Annotated in this window: 20 protein-coding genes; 8 read left to right on the top strand and 12 right to left on the bottom strand. The window is 61.8% G+C overall.

The window, feature by feature from the left end:
- Positions 1-5 precede the first annotated feature (5 nt).
- From JK213_RS09250 to JK213_RS09230, 5 genes are all read left to right on the top strand, one after another.
- Complete coding sequence (locus JK213_RS09250; RefSeq protein WP_194262422.1) at positions 6-755, top strand: lysophospholipid acyltransferase family protein; 750 nt, start codon at positions 6-8, stop codon at positions 753-755.
- A gap of 249 nt (positions 756-1,004) precedes the next feature.
- Positions 1,005-2,063: a DUF2125 domain-containing protein gene (locus JK213_RS09245; RefSeq protein ID WP_194262363.1), complete on the top strand. Its 1,059-nt coding sequence runs from the start codon at positions 1,005-1,007 to the stop codon at positions 2,061-2,063.
- A 208-nt stretch (positions 2,064-2,271) separates the two neighbouring features.
- Positions 2,272-3,711, top strand: a complete 1,440-nt coding sequence (locus tag JK213_RS09240) for a cytochrome ubiquinol oxidase subunit I (protein WP_194262362.1) — start codon at positions 2,272-2,274, stop codon at positions 3,709-3,711.
- 5 nt (positions 3,712-3,716) lie between these two features.
- The gene (gene cydB / locus JK213_RS09235; protein WP_194262361.1) at positions 3,717-4,742 is read left to right on the top strand and encodes a cytochrome d ubiquinol oxidase subunit II; all 1,026 of its coding nucleotides are present in this window, start codon (positions 3,717-3,719) and stop codon (positions 4,740-4,742) included.
- An 18-nt stretch (positions 4,743-4,760) separates the two neighbouring features.
- Entirely contained in the window at positions 4,761-4,910 is a 150-nt protein-coding gene (locus JK213_RS09230; protein WP_194262360.1) for a DUF2474 domain-containing protein, read from the top strand.
- A 56-nt stretch (positions 4,911-4,966) separates the two neighbouring features.
- Here the strand turns inward: JK213_RS09230 and gloB are convergent, their stop codons facing one another.
- Positions 4,967-5,683 carry a hydroxyacylglutathione hydrolase gene (gene gloB / locus JK213_RS09225; RefSeq protein ID WP_194262359.1) on the bottom strand — a complete coding sequence of 239 codons (717 nt, stop codon included), beginning with the start codon at positions 5,681-5,683 and terminating at the stop codon, positions 4,967-4,969.
- A 40-nt stretch (positions 5,684-5,723) separates the two neighbouring features.
- Here gloB and JK213_RS09220 point away from each other — a divergent pair, with 40 nt between their 5' ends.
- From JK213_RS09220 to JK213_RS09210, 3 genes are all read left to right on the top strand, one after another.
- On the top strand, positions 5,724-6,440 hold the full coding sequence (locus JK213_RS09220; RefSeq protein WP_194262358.1) for a bifunctional 2-polyprenyl-6-hydroxyphenol methylase/3-demethylubiquinol 3-O-methyltransferase UbiG: 717 nt from the start codon (positions 5,724-5,726) through the stop codon (positions 6,438-6,440).
- 79 nt (positions 6,441-6,519) lie between these two features.
- Entirely contained in the window at positions 6,520-7,197 is a 678-nt protein-coding gene (locus JK213_RS09215) for a phosphatidylserine decarboxylase (RefSeq protein ID WP_194262421.1), read from the top strand.
- Between the two features lie 14 nt (positions 7,198-7,211).
- Entirely contained in the window at positions 7,212-8,129 is a 918-nt protein-coding gene (locus tag JK213_RS09210) for a phosphatidylcholine/phosphatidylserine synthase (RefSeq protein WP_194262357.1), read from the top strand.
- Positions 8,130-8,202: 73 nt separating this feature from the next.
- Here JK213_RS09210 and JK213_RS09205 read toward each other — a convergent pair whose 3' ends face one another.
- The 11 genes from JK213_RS09205 to JK213_RS09155 form a co-directional block, all read right to left on the bottom strand.
- Positions 8,203-9,138: an ROK family protein gene (locus JK213_RS09205; RefSeq protein ID WP_194262356.1), complete on the bottom strand. Its 936-nt coding sequence runs from the start codon at positions 9,136-9,138 to the stop codon at positions 8,203-8,205.
- 166 nt (positions 9,139-9,304) lie between these two features.
- Positions 9,305-9,790 (bottom strand): NADH-quinone oxidoreductase subunit B family protein, encoded by a 486-nt coding sequence (locus JK213_RS09200; RefSeq protein WP_194262355.1) that lies wholly within the window; start codon positions 9,788-9,790, stop codon positions 9,305-9,307.
- Positions 9,787-11,253 carry a hypothetical protein gene (locus JK213_RS09195; RefSeq protein ID WP_228125471.1) on the bottom strand — a complete coding sequence of 489 codons (1,467 nt, stop codon included), beginning with the start codon at positions 11,251-11,253 and terminating at the stop codon, positions 9,787-9,789. The genes JK213_RS09200 and JK213_RS09195 overlap by 4 nt, the downstream gene beginning before the upstream one ends.
- Positions 11,223-12,311, bottom strand: coding sequence for a hypothetical protein (locus tag JK213_RS09190; RefSeq protein ID WP_194262354.1), 1,089 nt, complete (start codon positions 12,309-12,311; stop codon positions 11,223-11,225). Before JK213_RS09190 ends, JK213_RS09195 begins: the two co-directional genes overlap by 31 nt.
- A complete protein-coding gene (locus JK213_RS09185) occupies positions 12,311-12,832 on the bottom strand; it encodes a hypothetical protein (protein WP_194262353.1) in 522 nt (173 codons plus the stop codon). Before JK213_RS09185 ends, JK213_RS09190 begins: the two co-directional genes overlap by 1 nt.
- Positions 12,829-13,698: a hypothetical protein gene (locus tag JK213_RS09180; RefSeq protein WP_194262352.1), complete on the bottom strand. Its 870-nt coding sequence runs from the start codon at positions 13,696-13,698 to the stop codon at positions 12,829-12,831. Before JK213_RS09180 ends, JK213_RS09185 begins: the two co-directional genes overlap by 4 nt.
- Positions 13,698-14,924 (bottom strand): hypothetical protein, encoded by a 1,227-nt coding sequence (locus JK213_RS09175; RefSeq protein WP_408869894.1) that lies wholly within the window; start codon positions 14,922-14,924, stop codon positions 13,698-13,700. The genes JK213_RS09180 and JK213_RS09175 overlap by 1 nt, the downstream gene beginning before the upstream one ends.
- Before the next feature lie 122 nt (positions 14,925-15,046).
- Positions 15,047-15,892, bottom strand: a complete 846-nt coding sequence (locus tag JK213_RS09170) for an aldo/keto reductase (RefSeq protein ID WP_194262351.1) — start codon at positions 15,890-15,892, stop codon at positions 15,047-15,049.
- 36 nt (positions 15,893-15,928) lie between these two features.
- Positions 15,929-17,017: an aromatic ring-hydroxylating dioxygenase subunit alpha gene (locus JK213_RS09165; protein WP_194262350.1), complete on the bottom strand. Its 1,089-nt coding sequence runs from the start codon at positions 17,015-17,017 to the stop codon at positions 15,929-15,931.
- Positions 17,018-17,101: 84 nt separating this feature from the next.
- Positions 17,102-17,578: a DNA polymerase III subunit chi gene (locus JK213_RS09160; protein WP_228125469.1), complete on the bottom strand. Its 477-nt coding sequence runs from the start codon at positions 17,576-17,578 to the stop codon at positions 17,102-17,104.
- Positions 17,562-19,034 carry a leucyl aminopeptidase gene (locus JK213_RS09155; protein WP_194262349.1) on the bottom strand — a complete coding sequence of 491 codons (1,473 nt, stop codon included), beginning with the start codon at positions 19,032-19,034 and terminating at the stop codon, positions 17,562-17,564. The genes JK213_RS09160 and JK213_RS09155 overlap by 17 nt, the downstream gene beginning before the upstream one ends.
- Positions 19,035-19,045: the final 11 nt, after the last annotated feature.

Here is a 19,045-nt window from a genome sequence, read left to right as displayed (position 1 = left end):
CCATGATGAGCATTCTGCGCGGCGTCCTGTTCAATCTCTATCTCTTTTGGATCACCCTGTTCATGGGCCTTGGGACCATCCCGATCCGCCTGATGAAAAATCAGGATCTGGCCCTCTCTTATGCAAAACTCTGGGCGCGTGCCGTTCTGTTCGGCTTCACCCGGATCTCGTCGGTCAGAATCAAAATCACGGGTCAGGAGAACCTGCCGCCCGGCCCGCTGCTGATCGCCTCGCAGCACCAGTCCTTCTTCGATGGCTTCATCTGGATGACCCTCGTCGAACGCCCTGACTACATCATCAAAACAGAACTGACGCGCATTCCCGTGGTGGGCCCGATGCTGCGCCTGACCGGCATGATTTCCGTCGACCGAAAAGCCGGTTCAAAAGCCCTCCGCACCATGATGCAGGATGCAAAATCGGCTCACGACGCGGGCCGCCAGATCATCATCTTCCCCGAAGGCACCCGCACGCTGCCCGGCGAACGTCATCCGATCCAGCCCGGTATCGTCGCTCTGGCACGACAGGCCAACGTTCCTGTCGTACCCGTCGCAACCGATTCAGGGCTCTTCTGGGACCGAAACCCCTGGCTCAAACGTCCGGGCACCCTTCACGTTGTGATCGGTCAGCCTCTCGCGGCCCAACAGGAACGCAAGGCCTTTACCAAGGCTTTGGAAAGCACGTGGGACGAACTGTGCACAACCCACGCCCTGCCCAGAGATCCTGTGGATAACTCTGTGGACCCGGAAAACGCATGATCGGGCTGCAAAAAACTGAAATTTTTCAACGCTCTCCCAAAAACTTCGCGCTTCCAACATCCAACCATTAATAAAATCTCCATATCCTTTGGTTTTCTGCGGTTTTCACTGCTGCACAACCGCCATGGCTTTTATGGCAAACCGACCTATGGACGCATTTTCGGGCACTCCCGAAGCACTTTCCATGGCTGGGGATAAAACAGACAGGGGTTGACCAATCCCGCAGCCACTCCCGAAAAGAGATGCTCAATGGATCGTTCGTTCTTTACTGTCGGTTACAGCAGATATGCTGTGGTCTTGATTGCCATTCTCGCAATATCGATCCTCCTCGATACACTCTGCTGGCATCACACGATCCACCGGCTGGAGACCAGCGCCCACACCGCCATCGCCACCACAGACAAAAACGGCTGGGCCGTTCATGCGACTCCGTTACGCAGAGGCGGCTGGCCGTTTGGCGCATGGGTGGAACTGGACCATCTGGACGCCACACATCCAGCATCGTCCGGTTCGCCCTACGAGGCAGGCTGGGCCGCAGAGCATCTTCGTCTTGGAGGATCATGGACCTCCCTTCTTCGCACAGGGCTTCCGATTTCCCTGACGGGGCATCAGGCGATACGGCTTGTCCTGAATGACAAAATCCTGACTGTTCTGACGTCGGGTGTTCTGATCCGTTTCAGGACCCCAGAAGACCTGCGATTTTCAGCGCCACAATTTCAGATGGCGCTCTCGGGCGGATGGCCTGACAGGCAGATCTTCGCGAAAAACCTCTCCGGACGCCTCATCCGTTTTCCTGAAGCCCCCGTCGGCGCAACACGGCTCGGCATAGAGGCAAAAGCGGCAGAACTGTCCGGGTTTCCACTGCCCTATGGAGCCTCCGCCAACCTGCATCAGGCGCATCTTGCGCTCGCCCTGACAGCATCCGGATCTTCCACAGACCGCTCATTTCTTGACCCGGCGTCATACGACCGTCTCCTGCTTCAGGGCGCCTCAGCCTCCCCAGCCTCGACAGGCAGTCACATCATGCTTTCCGGCGCCCTCACCCTCCCAAACCAAACCGGCACGCTTACCCTGACCCTGATGCACTGGCAGGAGCTTGCAGCACGCCTTCTGGATCGGCCTGGAATAGAGTCGCACCTCGCCCCGGACCTTCAGGCCGCCCTCCGCAAAGCGCTGGAAAAGGCTTCCGTTCCACAGCCCCAAAACGAACAACCATTTTCGGTGGCGCTCCCCGTCGTCAACGGCCAGATCCTCCCGGATACACAGGCGATTTCCACGCTTTTCAACGGAACATTCCCTCCCCCCTGAGGCCGAAATTTCCGCTTGATTTTCATCAAAAAACCCACCGGAACACAGAACTTTCTCTGGCCAAACACGTTCTGTGGGTTCAAAAGACGGCGACACACGAAACGATCACAACTTCGTTACCCTCGTTCTGCGTGCGTCAGATCCCGCAGGGAGCGGCCTTGCTTCTGACGGAATCTGCCTCTCGCCATCTCTCCAGAAGGCAACTGAAATGTTTGGCCTCTCGGCTTTATTCCTGGCGCGGTTCCAGTTCGCGTTTACGGTCGGGTTTCACATCGTGTTCCCGGCGTTCTCAATCGGTCTTGCAGCGTACCTGGCTGTTCTGGAAGGCCTCTGGCTCAAGACAGGCCGCAGCGCCTATCTGGACCTCTTCAAATACTGGCTGAAGGTCTTTTCCGTCGTCTTTGGCATGGGCGTGGTCTCCGGCCTCGTCATGTCCTACGAATTCGGGACGAACTGGTCGGCCTTCTCACAGAAAGCCGGGCCGATCCTTGGTCCGATGCTGGCCTATGAGGTCATGACGGCGTTCTTCCTTGAAGCCGGGTTCCTCGGCGTCATGATGTTCGGCCTCAACCGCGTCGGCAAAGGCCTGCATTTCGCAGCCACCTGCATGGTCTCGATCGGTACGCTGATTTCCATGAGCTGGATCCTGTCCTCCAATTCCTGGATGCAGACTCCCCGTGGCTATCGCATCGACGAAGCCACCGGTCGTTTCCTGCCCGTCGACTGGTGGCAGATCGTCTTCAACCCGTCTTTCCCATACCGCATCGTCCATATGGGCCTCGCAGCCTTCCTGTGCGTGGCGTTTATCGTGGCAGGCGTGGCCGGATGGCATCTGCTCAAGGCGCGTCGTGAAGGCCATCAGGCGTCCGAACAGGTCCGCCTGATGTTCTCCATGGCGATGTGGATGGCCGCAATCGTCTCCCCGATCCAGGTTCTGGCCGGTGATACGCAGGGCCTGAACACGCTGGAATATCAGCCCGCTAAAATCGCCGCACTTGAAGGCGACTGGGAATCCGAAAGCCGCGCACCGGAAATCCTGTTCGGTATTCCCGACATGGAAAGCGAGACCACCCGCTACAAAATCGCCATCCCCTATCTGGGCTCGCTGATCCTGACGCACAGTCTCGACGGCAAGGTCCCGGGCCTGAAGGACTTCCCGAAAGAAGACCGCGCCTACTCCCCGCTGCTGTTCTTCTCCTTCCGCATCATGGTGGCCCTTGGCATGCTGATGGTGCTGGTCGGTCTGTGGTCGCTGTATCTGCGCTGGAAAGGCAAACTGTACGACACGCCGCTTCTGCATCGGGTCGCATTGTTCATGTCTCCGGCGGGCTTCCTCGCCCTGCTGTGTGGCTGGGTCACGACTGAGGTCGGCCGTCAGCCCTTCACCGTCTACGGCCTGATGCGGACCGCCGACAGCGTGTCTCCGATCGCCCTGCCGAGCATCGCAACGTCGATGATTGCCTTCATCGTCGTCTATTTCATCGTGTTCATGGGTGGCATTACCATCCTGCTGCGGACCTTCGCCGAAGAACCCCATCCGGGCGAACACGGCCCCGCCGAGGACCAGCCCCAGCGTGCCGCAGGTACAACACAGGTCTCCCATCAGCCCCCGTCCGGCCCGACAGCCGGCGCTGGCATGGCGGAGTAAGAACCATGACAGAAACAGCCGGCTTCTGGCTTCCGGTGGTCTGGGCGCTGCTCGCAGCAACCGCCATCTTCCTCTATGTCTGCCTTGATGGTTTCGACCTCGGGATCGGCATCCTTTTCCTCAAGGAAAAGGACCACGATCATCGCAATCTCATGGTCAACACGGTCGCCCCCGTCTGGGACGGCAACGAAACCTGGATGATCTTTGGCGGAGCCGCGCTCTATGGCGTCTTCCCCGTCGCCTACGGCACGATCCTCCCGGCCCTTTACCTGCCGATCCTCTTCATGCTGCTGGCCCTGATCCTGCGCGGCGTGTCTTTCGAGTTCCGCTTCAAGTCGGAATCGCCCATGAGCCAGTTCTTCTGGGACAGCTCCTTCTGCGGCGGCTCCATCGTTGCGGCCTTCATGCAGGGCGTCATTCTCGGAACGCTCGTTCAGGGGATCAAAATCGAGAACAATGTGTTCGTTGGGTCCAGCTTCGACTGGTTTACTCCCTTCGCCCTGTTCTGCGGCCTCGCCGTCGTCATCGGTTACGCACTTCTTGGCGCAACATGGCTGCTGTGGCGCTGCGAAGGCGAACTGCATGATGCAATGCGCCGGATCTCCTTTGTCCTCGGCGGCCTCATGCTGGTGACGATCGCGCTCGTCTCGATCTGGACGCCAATGCTCCACACCACCTACATGCAGCACTGGTTGGACATGCCGCAGCTCGCTCTGGTGGCGCCGGTTCCGGTTGCAGTCGTCGTTCTCGCAGCGGCACTGTTCCTCGGCCTGCGCAACCCGCGCTCGCACCTGCTGCCCTTCATCGCAACGCTGGGCCTGTTCTTCCTGTGCTTCAGCGGTCTGGGCATCAATGTGTGGCCCTATATCGTGCCACCGACCATCACCATCTGGCAGGCCTCCTCCCCGCCGGAGAGCCAGACCTTCCTGCTGGTCGGAACGATGTTCCTCCTACCGCTGATTCTCTCCTACACCGCCTATTCGTACTATGTGTTCCGCGGAAAAATGTCCGCCGGGCACCACTACCACTAACGGCGGAGGATCAGCCCCATGCGTATCGAATACGGTCAGCCCGACGAGAAACCGGGCTTCCTGAACTGGATGAAACGCGTGGGCTGGTTCGTGGCGATCTGGGCGGGCGGCGTTATCGTCGTGGGCCTTGGCGCTGAATTGCTCAAGAAAATCATCTTCGGCTGGTAACGGCCTGATGATGCTAAAAAGCCCCGCCTCTTTCGAGCGGGGCTTTTTTTGTGCCGTCAGAACGTATCCTTTTCCCTGCGCAGGCGCGCAAAAGTCGCAACATCCGGCGCAAGCAGAAACGGATTGGTCCGCCGCTCCACGCCCAGCGCGACCGGGAGCGTCGGCCGCCCGGCTTCCAGCAAACGCTCGACTTCCCCGGCCCGCGCCTTCAGGGCGGCGTTCTCCGGATCGACATGCAGTGCGAAAGCAAGGTTGGAGCGCGTATATTCATGCCCGGCACAGACAAGCGTGCTGTCCGGCAGACTGTCATAGCGGTGCAGGCTGTCGAAGAGTTCCTGCGCCGTGCCTTCCAGCAATCGCCCACAGCCCAGACTGAACAACACATCCCCACAGAAAAGCGCCGGAACCGCGGCCACAACATACGACACATGCCCAACCGCATGACCCGGCGTGGACCAGACCTGAATCTGCGTATTTCCTAGAGAAACAACGTCCCCATCTTCAACAGCATGATCCAGCCGAGGCAGCCGTTCCTGATTCTGGCGCGGCCCGTAAACCTGCGCGCCATAGCGTTCCCGCAATGCTTCCGTCCCGGCCGTATGATCAGCGTGATGGTGAGTCAGCAGGATCATGTCCAGCCGCCCCTCCCCGATCTCATCAAGAATCGGCCCGGCCTCACCGGGGTCCACGATGGCCCGTTCCCCCTTTGGCGTCGTTAGCAGCCAGGCATAATTATCCGACAGAACCGGAATCGGCTTGATATCAAGTGGCATGACTGTTCCCCTTGGACTGTCCTGCTAATGAGGTAGTTACATGCTGACGTCCCTGGCCCGCATCCGTTCCGATGATGCCGCGACTTTCTATGAAAGCCGACAGGGACAGCGCACGGCCCTGCTCCTCAACGAGCGCCTGCGACGCATCATACCCCCCATGCGGGGCCGACGCATTCTCGGCATAGGCTACACAGCCCCCTATCTTCCGGAAAGTGCCGAATTCGCAGTCTCCGCGCGCCTGCTTCATGCGCAGACGCAAAAAACACTGCACCCTTCCTCGAAAGACTGCATCGTCGACAGCGCCCGCCTGCCTTTCGACGACCTTTCAATGGACGCGGTGCTCGTAGTTCACGGTCTCGAATTCACGCGTGTCGCCCCGGATTTCCTCCGGGCCATCTGGCGCACCCTCACCGATAACGGCGTCCTGATCCTGATCGTTCCCAACCGTTCCGGCTACTGGGCGCATACCGACGCCACCCCTTTCGGCCACGGCAGTCCCTACAGCAGCCGCCAGCTGACCCGCCTTCTCGACCAGACCCTGTTCCGGATCGACCATCATTCGGGTGCTCTGATGGCGCCACCCGCTGCTCTTTCCGCCACACAGGGACGGATCATGGAGCAGATCGGACGCGGCCTGCGCCTGCCATGCGGCGGTGTTCACCTCGTCACGGCCCGCAAAAATGCCTATGCCGGAATCCCCATGATCGACGATAAACTGGCCGCCACACTTCCCCAACAGGTCCCCAGACCCGCCTGAACCAGAAAACCTGCCCGAAAAACGCCTTCTTTGTGGCGAATTCTTGACCCTCCCGCCGTGTGCCGTAAGAGTGCGTTCCATGTCGCTGATCCAGTCCTTCAAGCTCGTCCTGTCGCCGCCGCACCGCGCCGCGACTCCCTTCCTCCTCGCCGGTTCGTTCGTCGGACTGCTCGGACGGGCCACGCCCTGGCGCGCCACGCGCCTGCTGGGCAATGCGGGCATCGCCTTCACGGCGTTCTGTTTGTACTTCTTCCGCGACCCCAAGCGCACCCCGCCGCCGCGCCCCGATCTGGTGCTGGCGTCCGCCGATGGCCGCGTCACATCCGTCGCCCTCGTCACGCCGCCACCCGCGCTGGAAATGGGACACACGCCGGTCTGGCGCGTCTCGACGTTCCTCTCCGTGCTGAACGTCCATATCAACCGGATGCCCGCCGCCGGTGAAGTGACGAAGATCGCCTATCACGCAGGCAAGTTCCTCAATGCCAGCCTCGACAAGGCGTCGGAACACAACGAACGCAACGAACTGCGCCTGACGCTGCCGGATGGCCGCAATATCGGCGTCGTCCAGATCGCCGGCCTGATCGCGCGCCGCATCCTGTGCTTCGTCGAGGAAGGCGATCGCATGGAAGCAGGCGAACGCTTCGGCCTGATCCGCTTCGGCTCCCGCACCGACGTCTATCTGCCACCCGGCGTCGAACCTCTGGTTGTGGAGGGGCAGACCATGGTTGGTGGCGAAACTGTCCTGGCGACGCTCTGAGCCAGACGCCATACATGACCACGCCTCCGACGGTTGAACCCACCCGCGAACCCGCCCAGCCTGTTGGCGCCTCTGTGAGCGCTTCTGGCCGAAAACGCCGCATCCGACGCAGACTCCGCCGTATGGGCCGCAACCCGCGCACCCGTGTGCGCGGGCCGTCGTTCAACCGCCTCATCCCCAACATCATGACAATGCTCGGCCTCTGCGCCGGGCTCAGCGGCATGCGGTTTGCGCTCGAGCACCAGTTCGAACCCGCGGCCGTAGCACTGCTGATCGCCGCCTGCATCGACGGGCTCGACGGACGTATCGCGCGCCTCCTCAAGGGCGCCACCCGCTTCGGCGCGGAATTCGACAGTCTGTCGGACTTCGTCTGCTTCGGCGTCGCGCCGTCTTTCGTGCTGCTGATGTGGTCGCTCGAACATGCCGGGCGCTATTCTTTCGTCCCGTGCATCCTGTTCACGGTCTGCATGGCCCTGCGTCTGGCCCGCTTCAACGCCAGCCTCGATGACGACGACAAGCCGGACTATTCCTACAGCTTCTTCACAGGCGTCCCGGCCCCTGCCGGAGCCGGACTGGTCCTGTTTCCGGTCTTCCTCGGCCTCGAAGCCGACCGCCTCCATGCCGAAGGTCTGGCCGCATTCGCCCGCCTGCCCCTCGTCTCGGCCGTCTGCCTGATTGTCACCGGCCTGCTGCTGGTCTCGACCCTGCCGGTCTGGTCGTTCAAGAACTTCAAGGTTCCGGCGCGTTATGTCCTCCCTCTGATGCTCGGAACGGGCCTGTACGCGGCCCTTCTGGTCGCGGACCCCTGGGGCGCCCTCGCAGGCGCAGGACTGCTCTATATCGCGATCCTGCCCTTCTCCCGCCGCTCGTACCATCGCCTGAAACTGGCGGCGGAAGAGATGTCGGAAACGGTGGAAGAAGAACCCGCCTGAGAGCAGGAAATCCCAACAAAAAAGGCCGCCCGGTTCTCCGGGCGGCCTTTTTCATGTCCAATACGCGACAGGCTTATTCCGTCACGTCCCACAGCCATGCCGCGCCACGCACGCCAGAGCTGTCGCCATGCTTATTCTTCACGATCGGCGTCGTGCAGACCGGCGTGATGACATGCTTGGCCAGAAGCGGCGGCACGCGCTCATAGAGCGTGTGAAGGTTCGAAACACCGCCACCGAGAACGATCACATCCGGATCAAGGAAGTTGATGACCATGGCGCAGGCCCGGGCAAAACGCTCGGTATAACGGCCCAGTGCCGCAATCGCAGCCTGATCGCCATTGGCCGCAGCCTCTTCGATACCGGCCGTATTGCGATGCCCCGGCCCCTTCCAGTCCGCGGCAAGTGCCGGGCCCGAAAGATAGCGCTCCATGCAGCCCTTGTTCCCACAGAAGCACTCGCGCGGCGGCGCGTCTTCTTCCGTCGACCAGGGCAGAGGCAGATGCCCCCATTCGCCAGCAATATGATGACGCCCTTCAAGAACGCGACCATTATTAACGATGCCCGCGCCCATGCCCGTCCCGATGATGACACCGAAAACGGTCAGCATGCCCTTGGCCGCACCATCGGCAGCTTCAGACAGCGCAAAGCAGTTGGCGTCATTTTCCGTCCGGACCGGACGGGCCAGCGCGGCTTCCAGATCGTGCCCGAAAGGCTGGTTATTCAGCCAGGTTGCATTGGCATTCTTGATCAGCCCGCTCTCTGGCGAGATCGATCCCGGAATCCCGATGCCCAGCGTGGACGTATGCTGCCCCGCCGAAACGCGGTGGCTCGGCACCGCACCCAGACGATGATCCACATCCGCCACCAGATCCCGGATCGCCAGAACGGCCTCGTTATAAATACCGGGATTGGCAATTCGTTCCCGCAGGACGAGATCGCCCGAACGATTCAGAACTGCGATTTCGATCTTCGTGCCACCAAGATCAATTCCAAGGCGATAATCAGCCATCTCAAGCCCTGTGCTCTGTGCGGCGACCTGAACGACAGGTGGCCGGACCTCATGGGAAAACGCATCCAGTGCGTCCGTCTGCTTTAACGCGAAACCGTGTCACGACAAGCCATCCGAAGACAAAACTTCGTTGTTTCAGGCAATTTCCAGTTTCAGAATATCGCGATCAGACCCGCGCCAGTTCCTGAAGGGCCCGCAGGATCTCCTGCGGCGCGGGGGGACAGCCCGGAATCGCACGCCGCACCGGCGTCAGGGCCTGTAAGCCCCCCAGCGTCGCGTAACTGGCCGGAAACGGCCCTCCATCGACCGCACAGGCCCCGACCGCAATCAGACTCCGGCCCGGCGGCATCGCCCGCCAGACCCGGTCCACCATCTCGGCACAGACCCGCGTCACCGCGCCAGTCAGCAGCAGCCAGTCCGCATCCGCCGGATCGCTCACACAGACGAAGCCCGCCTGCTCCAGAGCGAAAGCACTGCCTTTCAGGGACTCGATCTCCATGAAGCAGCCCTCGCATCCCCCCGTCTCCAGCACATACAACCCGATGGGACGCTCACGCCCCAGAAATGCGCCCTCTGTGGAGGGCCGCCAGCGACGCGCATCCATGAAGGCGTAAAGCAGGCTCAGAGGCCCTGTCCGCCGTAATCCCTTCACAACGCAATCCCCGCCGGAGACAGCCCGATCGACCCAAGAGCCGCAGGCACACGCTCCACAGGACAGCCTTGCAGCATCGCCCCCAGAACCGGCAGAACCGAGACACCCGGATCACGGACATGCAGGTTCTCGATCCGCCCGTTTTTCAGCCGCGCCCAGTACCACACATCTCCGCGCGCACCCTCGGCCACGCCGATACCCTCATCCGTGCTGTCCGGCGCGGGTTCGTCATCGTCCAGACCAATGCTGCCCAAAATCCGTTCCATCAGCTTCAGCGAATCCCGGATTTCCGCAAGCCGCAGCCCATCACGCGCACGGGCATCGCCCCGGCTCGATCCCGTCGCCCGCAGCGCCTCCAGCCGCATTCCGGCTTCCCGCCGTCGCATGTCCATGCTGCGACCGCTCGCACGCCCCGTCACACCCCCGACGGCAAAACGCTCCGCCAGCCGCACATCCAGAACTGCAAACCCGTTCAGACGGGACGCAAACACCCGATGAAGCTCCTCCAGCGCCGCAAGACGTGGCTGCATCGCCGCGTGAACCGCCTGCGCCAGCGGGACGATTTCCAGCCCCTCGCGAAAGCCGCCACAACTCACCGTATCCATCAAACGCCGCGACACCCCCTGTTCCGAACAGGCCTGCGCAATGGCCTCGCGCGCATGATCGCAATGCGTCGCCAGAAGCTCCGCATCCACGCCCCGCGCCGTCCGGGCCATGTCGAACAGATGAAGCGACATCCGCTCGATCTCCAGCAGGATCATCCACACATCCCGAACTCCCGGCCCCGGAACCTGCCCGCGCGCCTGCGCCACAGCACGCGCAAAGGCCAGAGGATGCGCCACAAAACCGCCCGCCGTCATCCGTGCCACGAGGACCATGGCCTCTTCCGGCGTCTTCCCCAAAAGACGGGACACCACACCCCGATGCGCCCCGCCCGCACAGACATCCACAGTCCGGACTTTCCCTTTCAGAACCTCGAAAGACAGGTCCAGAGGGCCGCTCAGCCCCGTCTGCTCCGGCCGCAGAAAGCGGCTCCCCCCGATCGGACGCAGACCGCCCGAAGCCGGTCCGGGACGGGACGACAGTGGCCATGTGGACGTCCAGCCACCTTCATCCAGCGCAGGCGTACCATTCCCACGCGCCTCCATGGCCTCGACGCCATACAGATCATACGACACGCGCTCGCCCCATTCCGCTCCGGCAAACCGCGACGACGGCGCCAGATACCGACGGTCTTCCACAACCGTACTCGCCAGAAGCGGGCGATCCCCCTCCAGCAACAGAACAGAGGCGCGCGCATCATCCGCCCAGCACGAGATCAGCGGCAACGTCGCGCCCGGAACACAGAGCATATCGCTCCACTGTGCGGGATCGAGATGATAATGCGACAGCGCCACACGCTCGCCACTGCGGATGATCCGCCCCATGCTCCTCATGGTCGCCACCCCGTCACCGGATGCCATGCAAGAAACAGCGGCCCACACAAACCGCCCAGCAGAAGAACAGCCTGCGTCACAGCTACGATACCCCGCTCACCGCGCCCGAACGCTGGCAGCAGGGTCACAGAACGTACGGACCACAAAGCAGGCAGCAGACACAGCACCAGCAGAACGAGTTGCCCAACATCAAGCGACCGCCCGATCCCGACCAGCGCACAGAACACCGGCCATGGTGCGGCTCCTGCCCCGATAACCTCTGCTCCCTCAGCCTCATGCAAATCCAGAACAGCCAATCCCAGCGCTGACAAAAGCAGCAGGACGAGCGCCGGACCTTCGCCGGTCGCGGCCGCAATAGCACCCAGCGCCGACAGCATCGGCAGAGAGATCGTCCGCCCCGTCGAGCGCGACACCACCAACATGAGGAGTGTTCCAAAACCCGCAATCAGCATCAGCAGATGGACCAGCGGATAGGCACTCAGGCGGAACATCAGCATCAGCGCCGCAAACCGCAGCCCCGTATCCAGCAGAGCCGCCTCCGGCGCAGGCGCGGGTGATGGCCCCAACCCCGCCACCATGCACAGCCCGACCGTCAACAGAACCGCCCCCAGTGAGGACTGCTGCATCGGCAGAAGCGACGCGCCCAGAAGCCCCAGAACCACACCCCCGAGCCGACTGCGCGCAATGTCCCACACAATTGCGGCCTGCCGGGGACCACGCCCTTCGCGCCACGCCAAAAGAACCGTTCCCGCGCCACACAGGATCGTCACTGCGAACGCCGAATGAACATTCAGCGCCAACAACGCACATCCCGTCACCAGAAACGGCAAAATCCGCCCTGTCCGGTCCCGCGCCTGCGGGAGAAGCAGCGGAATGGCCGTCACGATGCAGGAACACGCCGCAGCCAGAGCGTCCGTCCCCGGCATCAGCCACACGGCCAGCGGCGTGATGACAAGCCCCGCCACAGCAAACGTCCGACTGCTGGCGGCCTGACGGTTTTCAGGCGTCAGGAACAACAGAAATGCTGCCAGAAGCGGCCAGACGGTAACGGCGAACAGCGTGCCAACAGGTGCAAGCGGATGCATCAGACGTCCTCCACCCGCCGCCATGCCAGACGGGGCAGCAGCGTGACGCCAAGGGCCGCCAGAACGCCCCACAGGCTGAGGGCAGCAGCAAAAAGCGGCCATGAATTTAGAACGCACGCCACAACAACCAGCCCGTCCGCCGCCCGGATCAGCCCGGTAAACTGAACCAGCGGCGTTCCCCACGCCGCACCACATAACCCGGCCAGAACCGCCCCCGCGCCCAGAACCGGAGCAAGCCCCAGCCCAGCCCCCGACAAACCAAGTGCCAGAAGCAGAACAAGCGTACCCACAACCGGCAGAACAGCCGCCTTGTCCGGCGCTTCCGGCGCAAACCGTCGCAGCCAGATCCATGCCAGAACGTTCAGCCCGATCAGCGCCATGGACGTCAGCAGCGCCATCAGCCCCGAACAAACAGTCGCCCCGGCAAAAGCGCAGACCGCCCCATAAAGCGGCAGTCCCCGCCCGTCTTTCCCCAACCCCGCGAGCGCCAGCAGCAAAAGCAGTCCGAACCCTACAATCATGTGCCAAACCTCCCCGCCAGAGCCAGAAGGAGCGCCACACCCGCAAACAGCGCCGTCAACCGCGCGCTCCGCTCCTGCGCCATCAGTCTCAGCCCGACCGCCACGCCCACAGCCAGCGCCAGCCGTGCGACAAGCGCAACCAACCCGAGCCACCAGCCCTGAACGCCTCCCTGCGCGAGCCCCACACTCACCGGCCATGCCAGATCAGCCAATAGCAGCAGCCAGCCACAATTCAGCACATCCGCAATACTGCGCGCCGCCTCACGCTCCTGCCGGTCCCGCACCCCGGACAACATACCCGTCACGTCCTCGGAACGAAGCGGCGGACATGCAATTCCCAGAGCCAGCGCACAGGCCGCAAGTGCACCCTCCAGACCCGGCTCAGGCTCGATATGCAACATCGCACACAAGCCCCCAAGGCCATCTGTCCCCGGAGCAGCTAGCGCGATCAGTGCTTCCGTCAGACACAGCAGCAGAACCGCCGGAACCAAACGCGATGCCTCTCCCGACAGAACGCCCGGCCCCAGAAATCCACGCCCCATCAACAGCATGAGACCCATGACAAGCGGGTCTACGAGCGGTGACAGCACCGATCCCGTCGTCACCGCAGGCAGGCACACAAGCGCCAGCACACCCACGGTCAACGCAAGCGCCGGACGCCCCCCCAACGGACTCCAAAGCACAGCTTTCCAGAACCGTCCCGCACCCAAGAGACGAAACCGCACCGCACCACCCGCGCGGCCAGCCAGCCAGAACGGCAGACCGTCCAGACACCAGCCCAGCACAGGCGCCAGAACGAGCAGCAACCCCAGTTGAAACAGCGCTTCAAGAACCGACAGCGCAATCAGCCCTGCGTCATGCGCCATTACGTCATCACTCCCAGCACCGCGAGAACGAGGCCGAGAAGAACAAGCCAGAGCCCCACGGCCCCCTGTCGCAGATCGGGCAGAACAGGTGCTTTCATCCCCTTCAGCGCCCTCAAGCGAAGCCGCCCTGACACGACAAAACGGCGCAGGCTCCAGCCCAGAGACGGCGCCTCTTCAAACAGGGCATCGCCTGATGCCAGCAGTGTCATCAATGCCGGAGCCAGCGTGGAGGCTGCGTGAACGATCCCCCCCATAATGCGCCAGGGACGCACGAGAAGAATCCAGATCAGGGCTCCAACCATCACGAAGGCCATCAGCCGGAAATGGGATCCATCGCCTGCACCAATACTCCAGACGGGCCAAACCCATTCCCCTCCCACACCATGCAGCGCAGGACTTGTCAGCCCGAACACCAGCGCGGGCAAAAATAGGCTCCCAACACCCACCAGCAATACGGAAACACCGGATATGGCAGCCTGCCCTCCAGACATCTGCCGCCCAACGACAAGCAGATCGGACAGCGCCAGAACGCCCAGCAGCAATGCCACCGCCACGCCGAGTACGCTCCAGCCCTCAACACCTGCCGCCATACCCAAGGCCGCATGAATCCCAAGCCACAACACAACCAGTCCGGGCAAAGGCGGAAACGGCAGCCGCAATACGGTCAGTGCCGGAAACCGAGGCTCCAGTGATGCCATCAAAACCAGCGTTGCGAGATCAAGAAGCGCGGCTTCCAGCGCAATCCGGGCACAGACCGCAAGCCCCTCATTCTGCGCGGCCACCACGAGAGCCATCAACAGAACGGGACGCAAAAGCCCCAGATTCCCCGGCCGATGCGCTCCCAGAACAGCCCAGCCGATCAGCCCGAGCACACACACGCCCAGACCCGCAACCAGCTCCGCCGATACCGCCCCCGGAGCATGCCACACCAGCGACACACCCAGAAGGCTCATAACGGCGGAGCAGCCCCCGTCTCTGCGACGCGCAAGCGCAGACCAGAACAGAACAGGCAGCAGCCCCAGCAGAACAGGCGTCTGGGCTGGAAACAGAACGCTCAGCAGCAGAACCGGAACACCCCATACCGCGGGGCAGGTATCCCGCTCCTGCGCCGCAATCACACCCAGCGCCACAGCCAGCACGGCAGGCGAAAGCGCCAATACCGCAGCCAGAGCCGTCAGACACACGACTACGGCCTGCCCGAACCGTCCTGGCTGGATCGCCAACACACAGGCAGGCACCACCAGAACCGCAAGGCAGAGGGAAACCGGATCAGTATGGAACAGGGACGTGAAAATATGCAGGGCGCGGTCCGCAGGTTAGGAAGAACGGACCGCAACCATCACGACCGTCAGATCATGGCGAGAGATAGCTTGCGTTTCGGAGAAGGGAAAGCGCCGTCAAGCGTTTTGAGATCCGCATCCGTCAGGCTGATCTCCAGACTGGCCAGATTTCCCGCCACATGCGTCTCAGACGCGGCCTTCGGAATGGCCAGAACATTTGGCCGACGCAACACCCAGGCCAGAGCAATCTGGGCGGGATCGGCAGGCCCAAGCGACGTTTCATGCCGTGATGCCACCTCTTTTAGTGCCGGATGCTCCAGAAGCTCCCCACCCTGCCCAAGCGGCGAATAAGCCATCGTCACCGTCCCGGATTTCAGATCATGGTCCAGAAGATCGAACTCCGTCCCCCGGTGCTCCAGATTGTACAGAACCTGATTAACCAGACAGTTTTCGGACAGGCTTTCGATCTCTTCCATGTCATCGACATCGAAGTTCGACACCCCCCAGCCCCGGATCAGACCTTCGTCCTTCAGATCCTCAAAGGCGCGGATCGTTTCCTCAAGTTGCGTCCCCCCGTGCCAGTGCAGTAGATACAGATCCAGCCAGTCCGTATCCAGATGCTTCAGAGAACGCCGGCACGCCTTGTGAACCCCGTCATAAGACGCATTGGACGGCACGACCTTGCTCACGAGATAAACCTCCTCGCGCACATCCGCGATGGCTTCCCCGACCAGATCTTCCGAGCGCCCGTTGCCATACATCTCAGCCGTATCAATAACCCGCAGACCGGCCTCCAACCCCTTTCGCAGGCTCTCGATCTCGCTGCTGCGCCGTGAGGCACTATCACCGATATTCCAGGTTCCCATCCCCAGTGCCGGAACCGTGACACCATTCCTGAGCGTGACTGTTTTCATGACCGTCTCCTGTCCGTGTCCTCAAGACCTATGTTCTCAGACAACGACAGGATCCGCGCTCTGTTCCCTCACAATCCCCTCGACCTTCAGAAGATCGCGCAGCTTCCGCACGATCGGGAAAACCTCGACGTTGTGATCGCCCCCCAAGTCCCGCCAGGCTGCCTGCTCCAGTTCCATGATCTCCCGGTCTTCCTCAAAAATCCGGTTCGTGAAAATGCCTAGCGCGGGCCAGATCACATCAATCAGGAATGGCGTTTTCGGACGCAGCACCGAAAGCAGACCGAATGTCTGCGTACTCGCACCATCAACACTATTCGGGACGTAAACACTGAACAGCTCCATGATCAGATCACCGTCCTTATCGTGGATTTTCAGGCTCTGATACGGATAGGTCGTGCGGATACTCACGATTTCCTCAACCGGCTGTTCACGGCCAGGATCATCGTGATGCTTGCCGAAAATCAACCGCTCCGCCAATGGCTGCTGGTTGCCGCTACGTGCGAAACTGTAACGCGCCTCAATAAAGCCCTCGCCCGCATCCTGCCCCAGAAAACGCGCCTTGATCTGCCCCATCTGGCGGCGGTGCAGGAACTGATGGTTCATGTCCATCAGGTTCTCATGCATGAACGTGTAATGGCATTTCACGACAGGGCTGAAATGCCGCGTTTTGAACGCTGGATTGTCCACCTGCGCCAGTGGCGGCAGGGGAACGCTCTCCGCTTTCGCCGCATCACCGGGAAACACGAAAATCATCCCCCCCGCTTCACGGCAGGGATAGGTCCTCACACCGTTCGGAAGCTTGCCCTTGCCCAGATACGGCACATCAATGCACCTCCCTGAGCGGCCATACGCCCAGCCATGATAGCAGCACTGAACAGCCTCACCGCTGACCTTGCCCAGACTGAGCGGAACCTGCCGGTGCGCGCAACGGTCTTCCAGCGCAAACACGCTCCCTTCTGCAGGCCGGACCAGTGCAATCGGATGCCGCCCAAACCGACGCCCGATCGTCTTCCCGCGTTTAAGATCCTTCAACCACGCCAGCGGATACCAGAAGTCCGGATTGATATCGACGCGACGCAGATCGGTTTTCAGAGGATCAGGGGAAGAATTCGTGGGGTCCGGCACAGTCAGGTGTCCTCTCCAATGACATGAAAGACGCGCCTGTTATCGAGCGTCTTCCACCAATGGCTTCAGACATACTTTGAAACCTTAACCGGCCTTTTTCCAGCCCCGCTCTTCCTGTTTCCAATACACGAGATTGTGACCTGAAGATTTCATCGCCACCCAGCGGTCTCTTGCACGCTGCACTGATTGCGGATTGCCACCGTCGAACAGATCGAAAATCCGGGTAAATGGCGCGAAATCATCTTCCCCCGCACCATCAACCCGAAACAGGAAACGCGCCCCGTTCGGCACGTCTTCGCTTTCCGTCAGCCAGATCGGCTGTCGAGCCGCATGACCATTCTTTGCGCTCCCATGCGGAAGCCAGACCGGGTCCCGACACGCCCAGAGCGCCGTATCCAGCGCCATAACCGCCGCCGCATCAGGACACCGCACAAGCGCGCGCTCCCCCGCATCCAGCGTCCGGCCCAGAAGGGCCGGAAGCGCCTCTTCAAGCGGCGTGCGCGTCAGATGATAGAACCCGACATCCACAGCGTGATCCTGCCCCTCAGGCGCTGGCTTCATGCGCCTTCACAAAACGGTCCAGCAGCCGCACACCGAAACCCGTTGCACCCTTCGGCGCAACGGCAGACGCCTTGGTCTTCCAGGCCGTCCCGGCAATATCGAGATGCGCCCAGTCCGTATCGCCCACGAAGCGCTTGAGGAACTCCGCGGCAAGGATCGCACTGCCCGGACGACCACCGATATTCTTCATATCGGCAATATCGGAATCGATTTCGCGGTTATAGACCTCGCCCATCGGCATCCGCCACAGGCCTTCACCCACCTGCGCGCCCGCCTCCGAGAGCCCCTTGGCCAGCGCATCGCTGTTGCTGAACAGACCGGCGTTTTCATAGCCAAGACTGACCACAATCGCGCCGGTCAGCGTGGCGAGATTGACCATGAGCTTCGGGCTGAACCGCTTGCGCGTATAAGACAGCACATCCGCCAGAACGAGACGCCCTTCCGCATCGGTATTGAGGACTTCGATCGTCTGCCCGTCATAGGCCCGCACGATATCGCCCGGACGCTGCGCCCCACCGGACACCATGTTCTCAACCAGCCCGACCACGCCGATCGCATTGACCGGCGCCTTGCGACGGGCCAGCGCACTCATGAGACCAATCACGGTCGCGGCCCCGCCCATATCGGTCTTCATCTCGTCCATGCCAGCCGCAGGCTTGATGGAAATGCCGCCACTATCGAACGTGACCCCCTTGCCGATGAACGCCAGAGGCGCCTCGCTTCCACCGCCGTCGTGACGGACGATCACCGTCCGCGGCTTGTGTACGCTGCCCTGCGCCACACCCAGAAGCGCACCGAACCCAAGCTCCGTCATGGCTTTTTCGTCAAGAACCTCAACCGTCAGGCCAAGGTCACGCAATTCTTCAATCCGCTGCGTAAAGCTCTGAGGATAAAGCACATTCGGCGGCTCGCTCACGAGGTTCCGCGTCAGGATCACACCTTGGGACACCGCATCCAGAGCCGTCCAGCGTGCCTGAGCCGCAGCCACGTCCGACACTGCAACAGTCAGCGTCTTCAGAACCGGTCGCGCACCGGGCTTCTTGCTGCGATACAGGTCGAAATCATAAGACGCCAGACGCGCACCCAGAGCCGCTTCTGGAGCAAACTGCTCCAGTGCCCCGGACACGACCAGAACCGCGCTTTCAACGCCATCCAGCAGTCGCACCGCCCGACCCGCAGCATTCTCAACCGCCACAGCATCCACAGCCGCGCCGCCCTTCGGCGTCACCCCGGCGAGAACGATCTGCGACAGCCCTTCAGCCGGAGCAGGCAGCACCACGCTCTGCCCGGCCTCTCCTTTGAACCCCTTCAGAGCAACAGCGCGCGACACCGCCCCCGCCGTCGCCTTATCCAGCGCCGAAAACGTCTCGCCAGCCGCAGTCTCGCACAGCAGTACGACCGCCTTGGGCGCATCCGCCGAAAAAGCAGGAAGGGAATCGAAAATCACTGAAAGCATGATGGCCCTGT

The organism is Gluconobacter sp. Dm-44 (assembly GCF_018256175.1).
In the GTDB taxonomy this organism is placed as follows: domain Bacteria; phylum Pseudomonadota; class Alphaproteobacteria; order Acetobacterales; family Acetobacteraceae; genus Gluconobacter; species Gluconobacter cadivus.
Note: the sequence above shows the minus strand (reverse complement) of the source record. Positions and strands in the feature narration are given on the sequence as shown.

What these genes read in the sequence shown, in the direction of transcription:
- JK213_RS09250 (WP_194262422.1), top strand. Translation starts at nt 6, where the DNA reads ATGAGCATTCTGCGCGGCGTCCTGTTCAATCTCTATCTCTTTTGGATC.
- JK213_RS09245 (WP_194262363.1), top strand. Translation starts at nt 1,005, where the DNA reads ATGGATCGTTCGTTCTTTACTGTCGGTTACAGCAGATATGCTGTGGTC.
- JK213_RS09240 (WP_194262362.1), top strand. Translation starts at nt 2,272, where the DNA reads ATGTTTGGCCTCTCGGCTTTATTCCTGGCGCGGTTCCAGTTCGCGTTT.
- cydB (WP_194262361.1), top strand. Translation starts at nt 3,717, where the DNA reads ATGACAGAAACAGCCGGCTTCTGGCTTCCGGTGGTCTGGGCGCTGCTC.
- JK213_RS09230 (WP_194262360.1), top strand. Translation starts at nt 4,761, where the DNA reads ATGCGTATCGAATACGGTCAGCCCGACGAGAAACCGGGCTTCCTGAAC.
- gloB (WP_194262359.1), bottom strand. Translation starts at nt 5,683, where the DNA reads ATGCCACTTGATATCAAGCCGATTCCGGTTCTGTCGGATAATTATGCC.
- JK213_RS09220 (WP_194262358.1), top strand. Translation starts at nt 5,724, where the DNA reads ATGCTGACGTCCCTGGCCCGCATCCGTTCCGATGATGCCGCGACTTTC.
- JK213_RS09215 (WP_194262421.1), top strand. Translation starts at nt 6,520, where the DNA reads ATGTCGCTGATCCAGTCCTTCAAGCTCGTCCTGTCGCCGCCGCACCGC.
- JK213_RS09210 (WP_194262357.1), top strand. Translation starts at nt 7,212, where the DNA reads ATGACCACGCCTCCGACGGTTGAACCCACCCGCGAACCCGCCCAGCCT.
- JK213_RS09205 (WP_194262356.1), bottom strand. Translation starts at nt 9,138, where the DNA reads ATGGCTGATTATCGCCTTGGAATTGATCTTGGTGGCACGAAGATCGAA.
- JK213_RS09195 (WP_228125471.1), bottom strand. Translation starts at nt 11,253, where the DNA reads ATGGCATCCGGTGACGGGGTGGCGACCATGAGGAGCATGGGGCGGATC.
- JK213_RS09190 (WP_194262354.1), bottom strand. Translation starts at nt 12,311, where the DNA reads ATGCATCCGCTTGCACCTGTTGGCACGCTGTTCGCCGTTACCGTCTGG.
- JK213_RS09185 (WP_194262353.1), bottom strand. Translation starts at nt 12,832, where the DNA reads ATGATTGTAGGGTTCGGACTGCTTTTGCTGCTGGCGCTCGCGGGGTTG.
- JK213_RS09180 (WP_194262352.1), bottom strand. Translation starts at nt 13,698, where the DNA reads ATGGCGCATGACGCAGGGCTGATTGCGCTGTCGGTTCTTGAAGCGCTG.
- JK213_RS09170 (WP_194262351.1), bottom strand. Translation starts at nt 15,892, where the DNA reads ATGAAAACAGTCACGCTCAGGAATGGTGTCACGGTTCCGGCACTGGGG.
- JK213_RS09160 (WP_228125469.1), bottom strand. Translation starts at nt 17,578, where the DNA reads ATGAAGCCAGCGCCTGAGGGGCAGGATCACGCTGTGGATGTCGGGTTC.
- JK213_RS09155 (WP_194262349.1), bottom strand. Translation starts at nt 19,034, where the DNA reads ATGCTTTCAGTGATTTTCGATTCCCTTCCTGCTTTTTCGGCGGATGCG.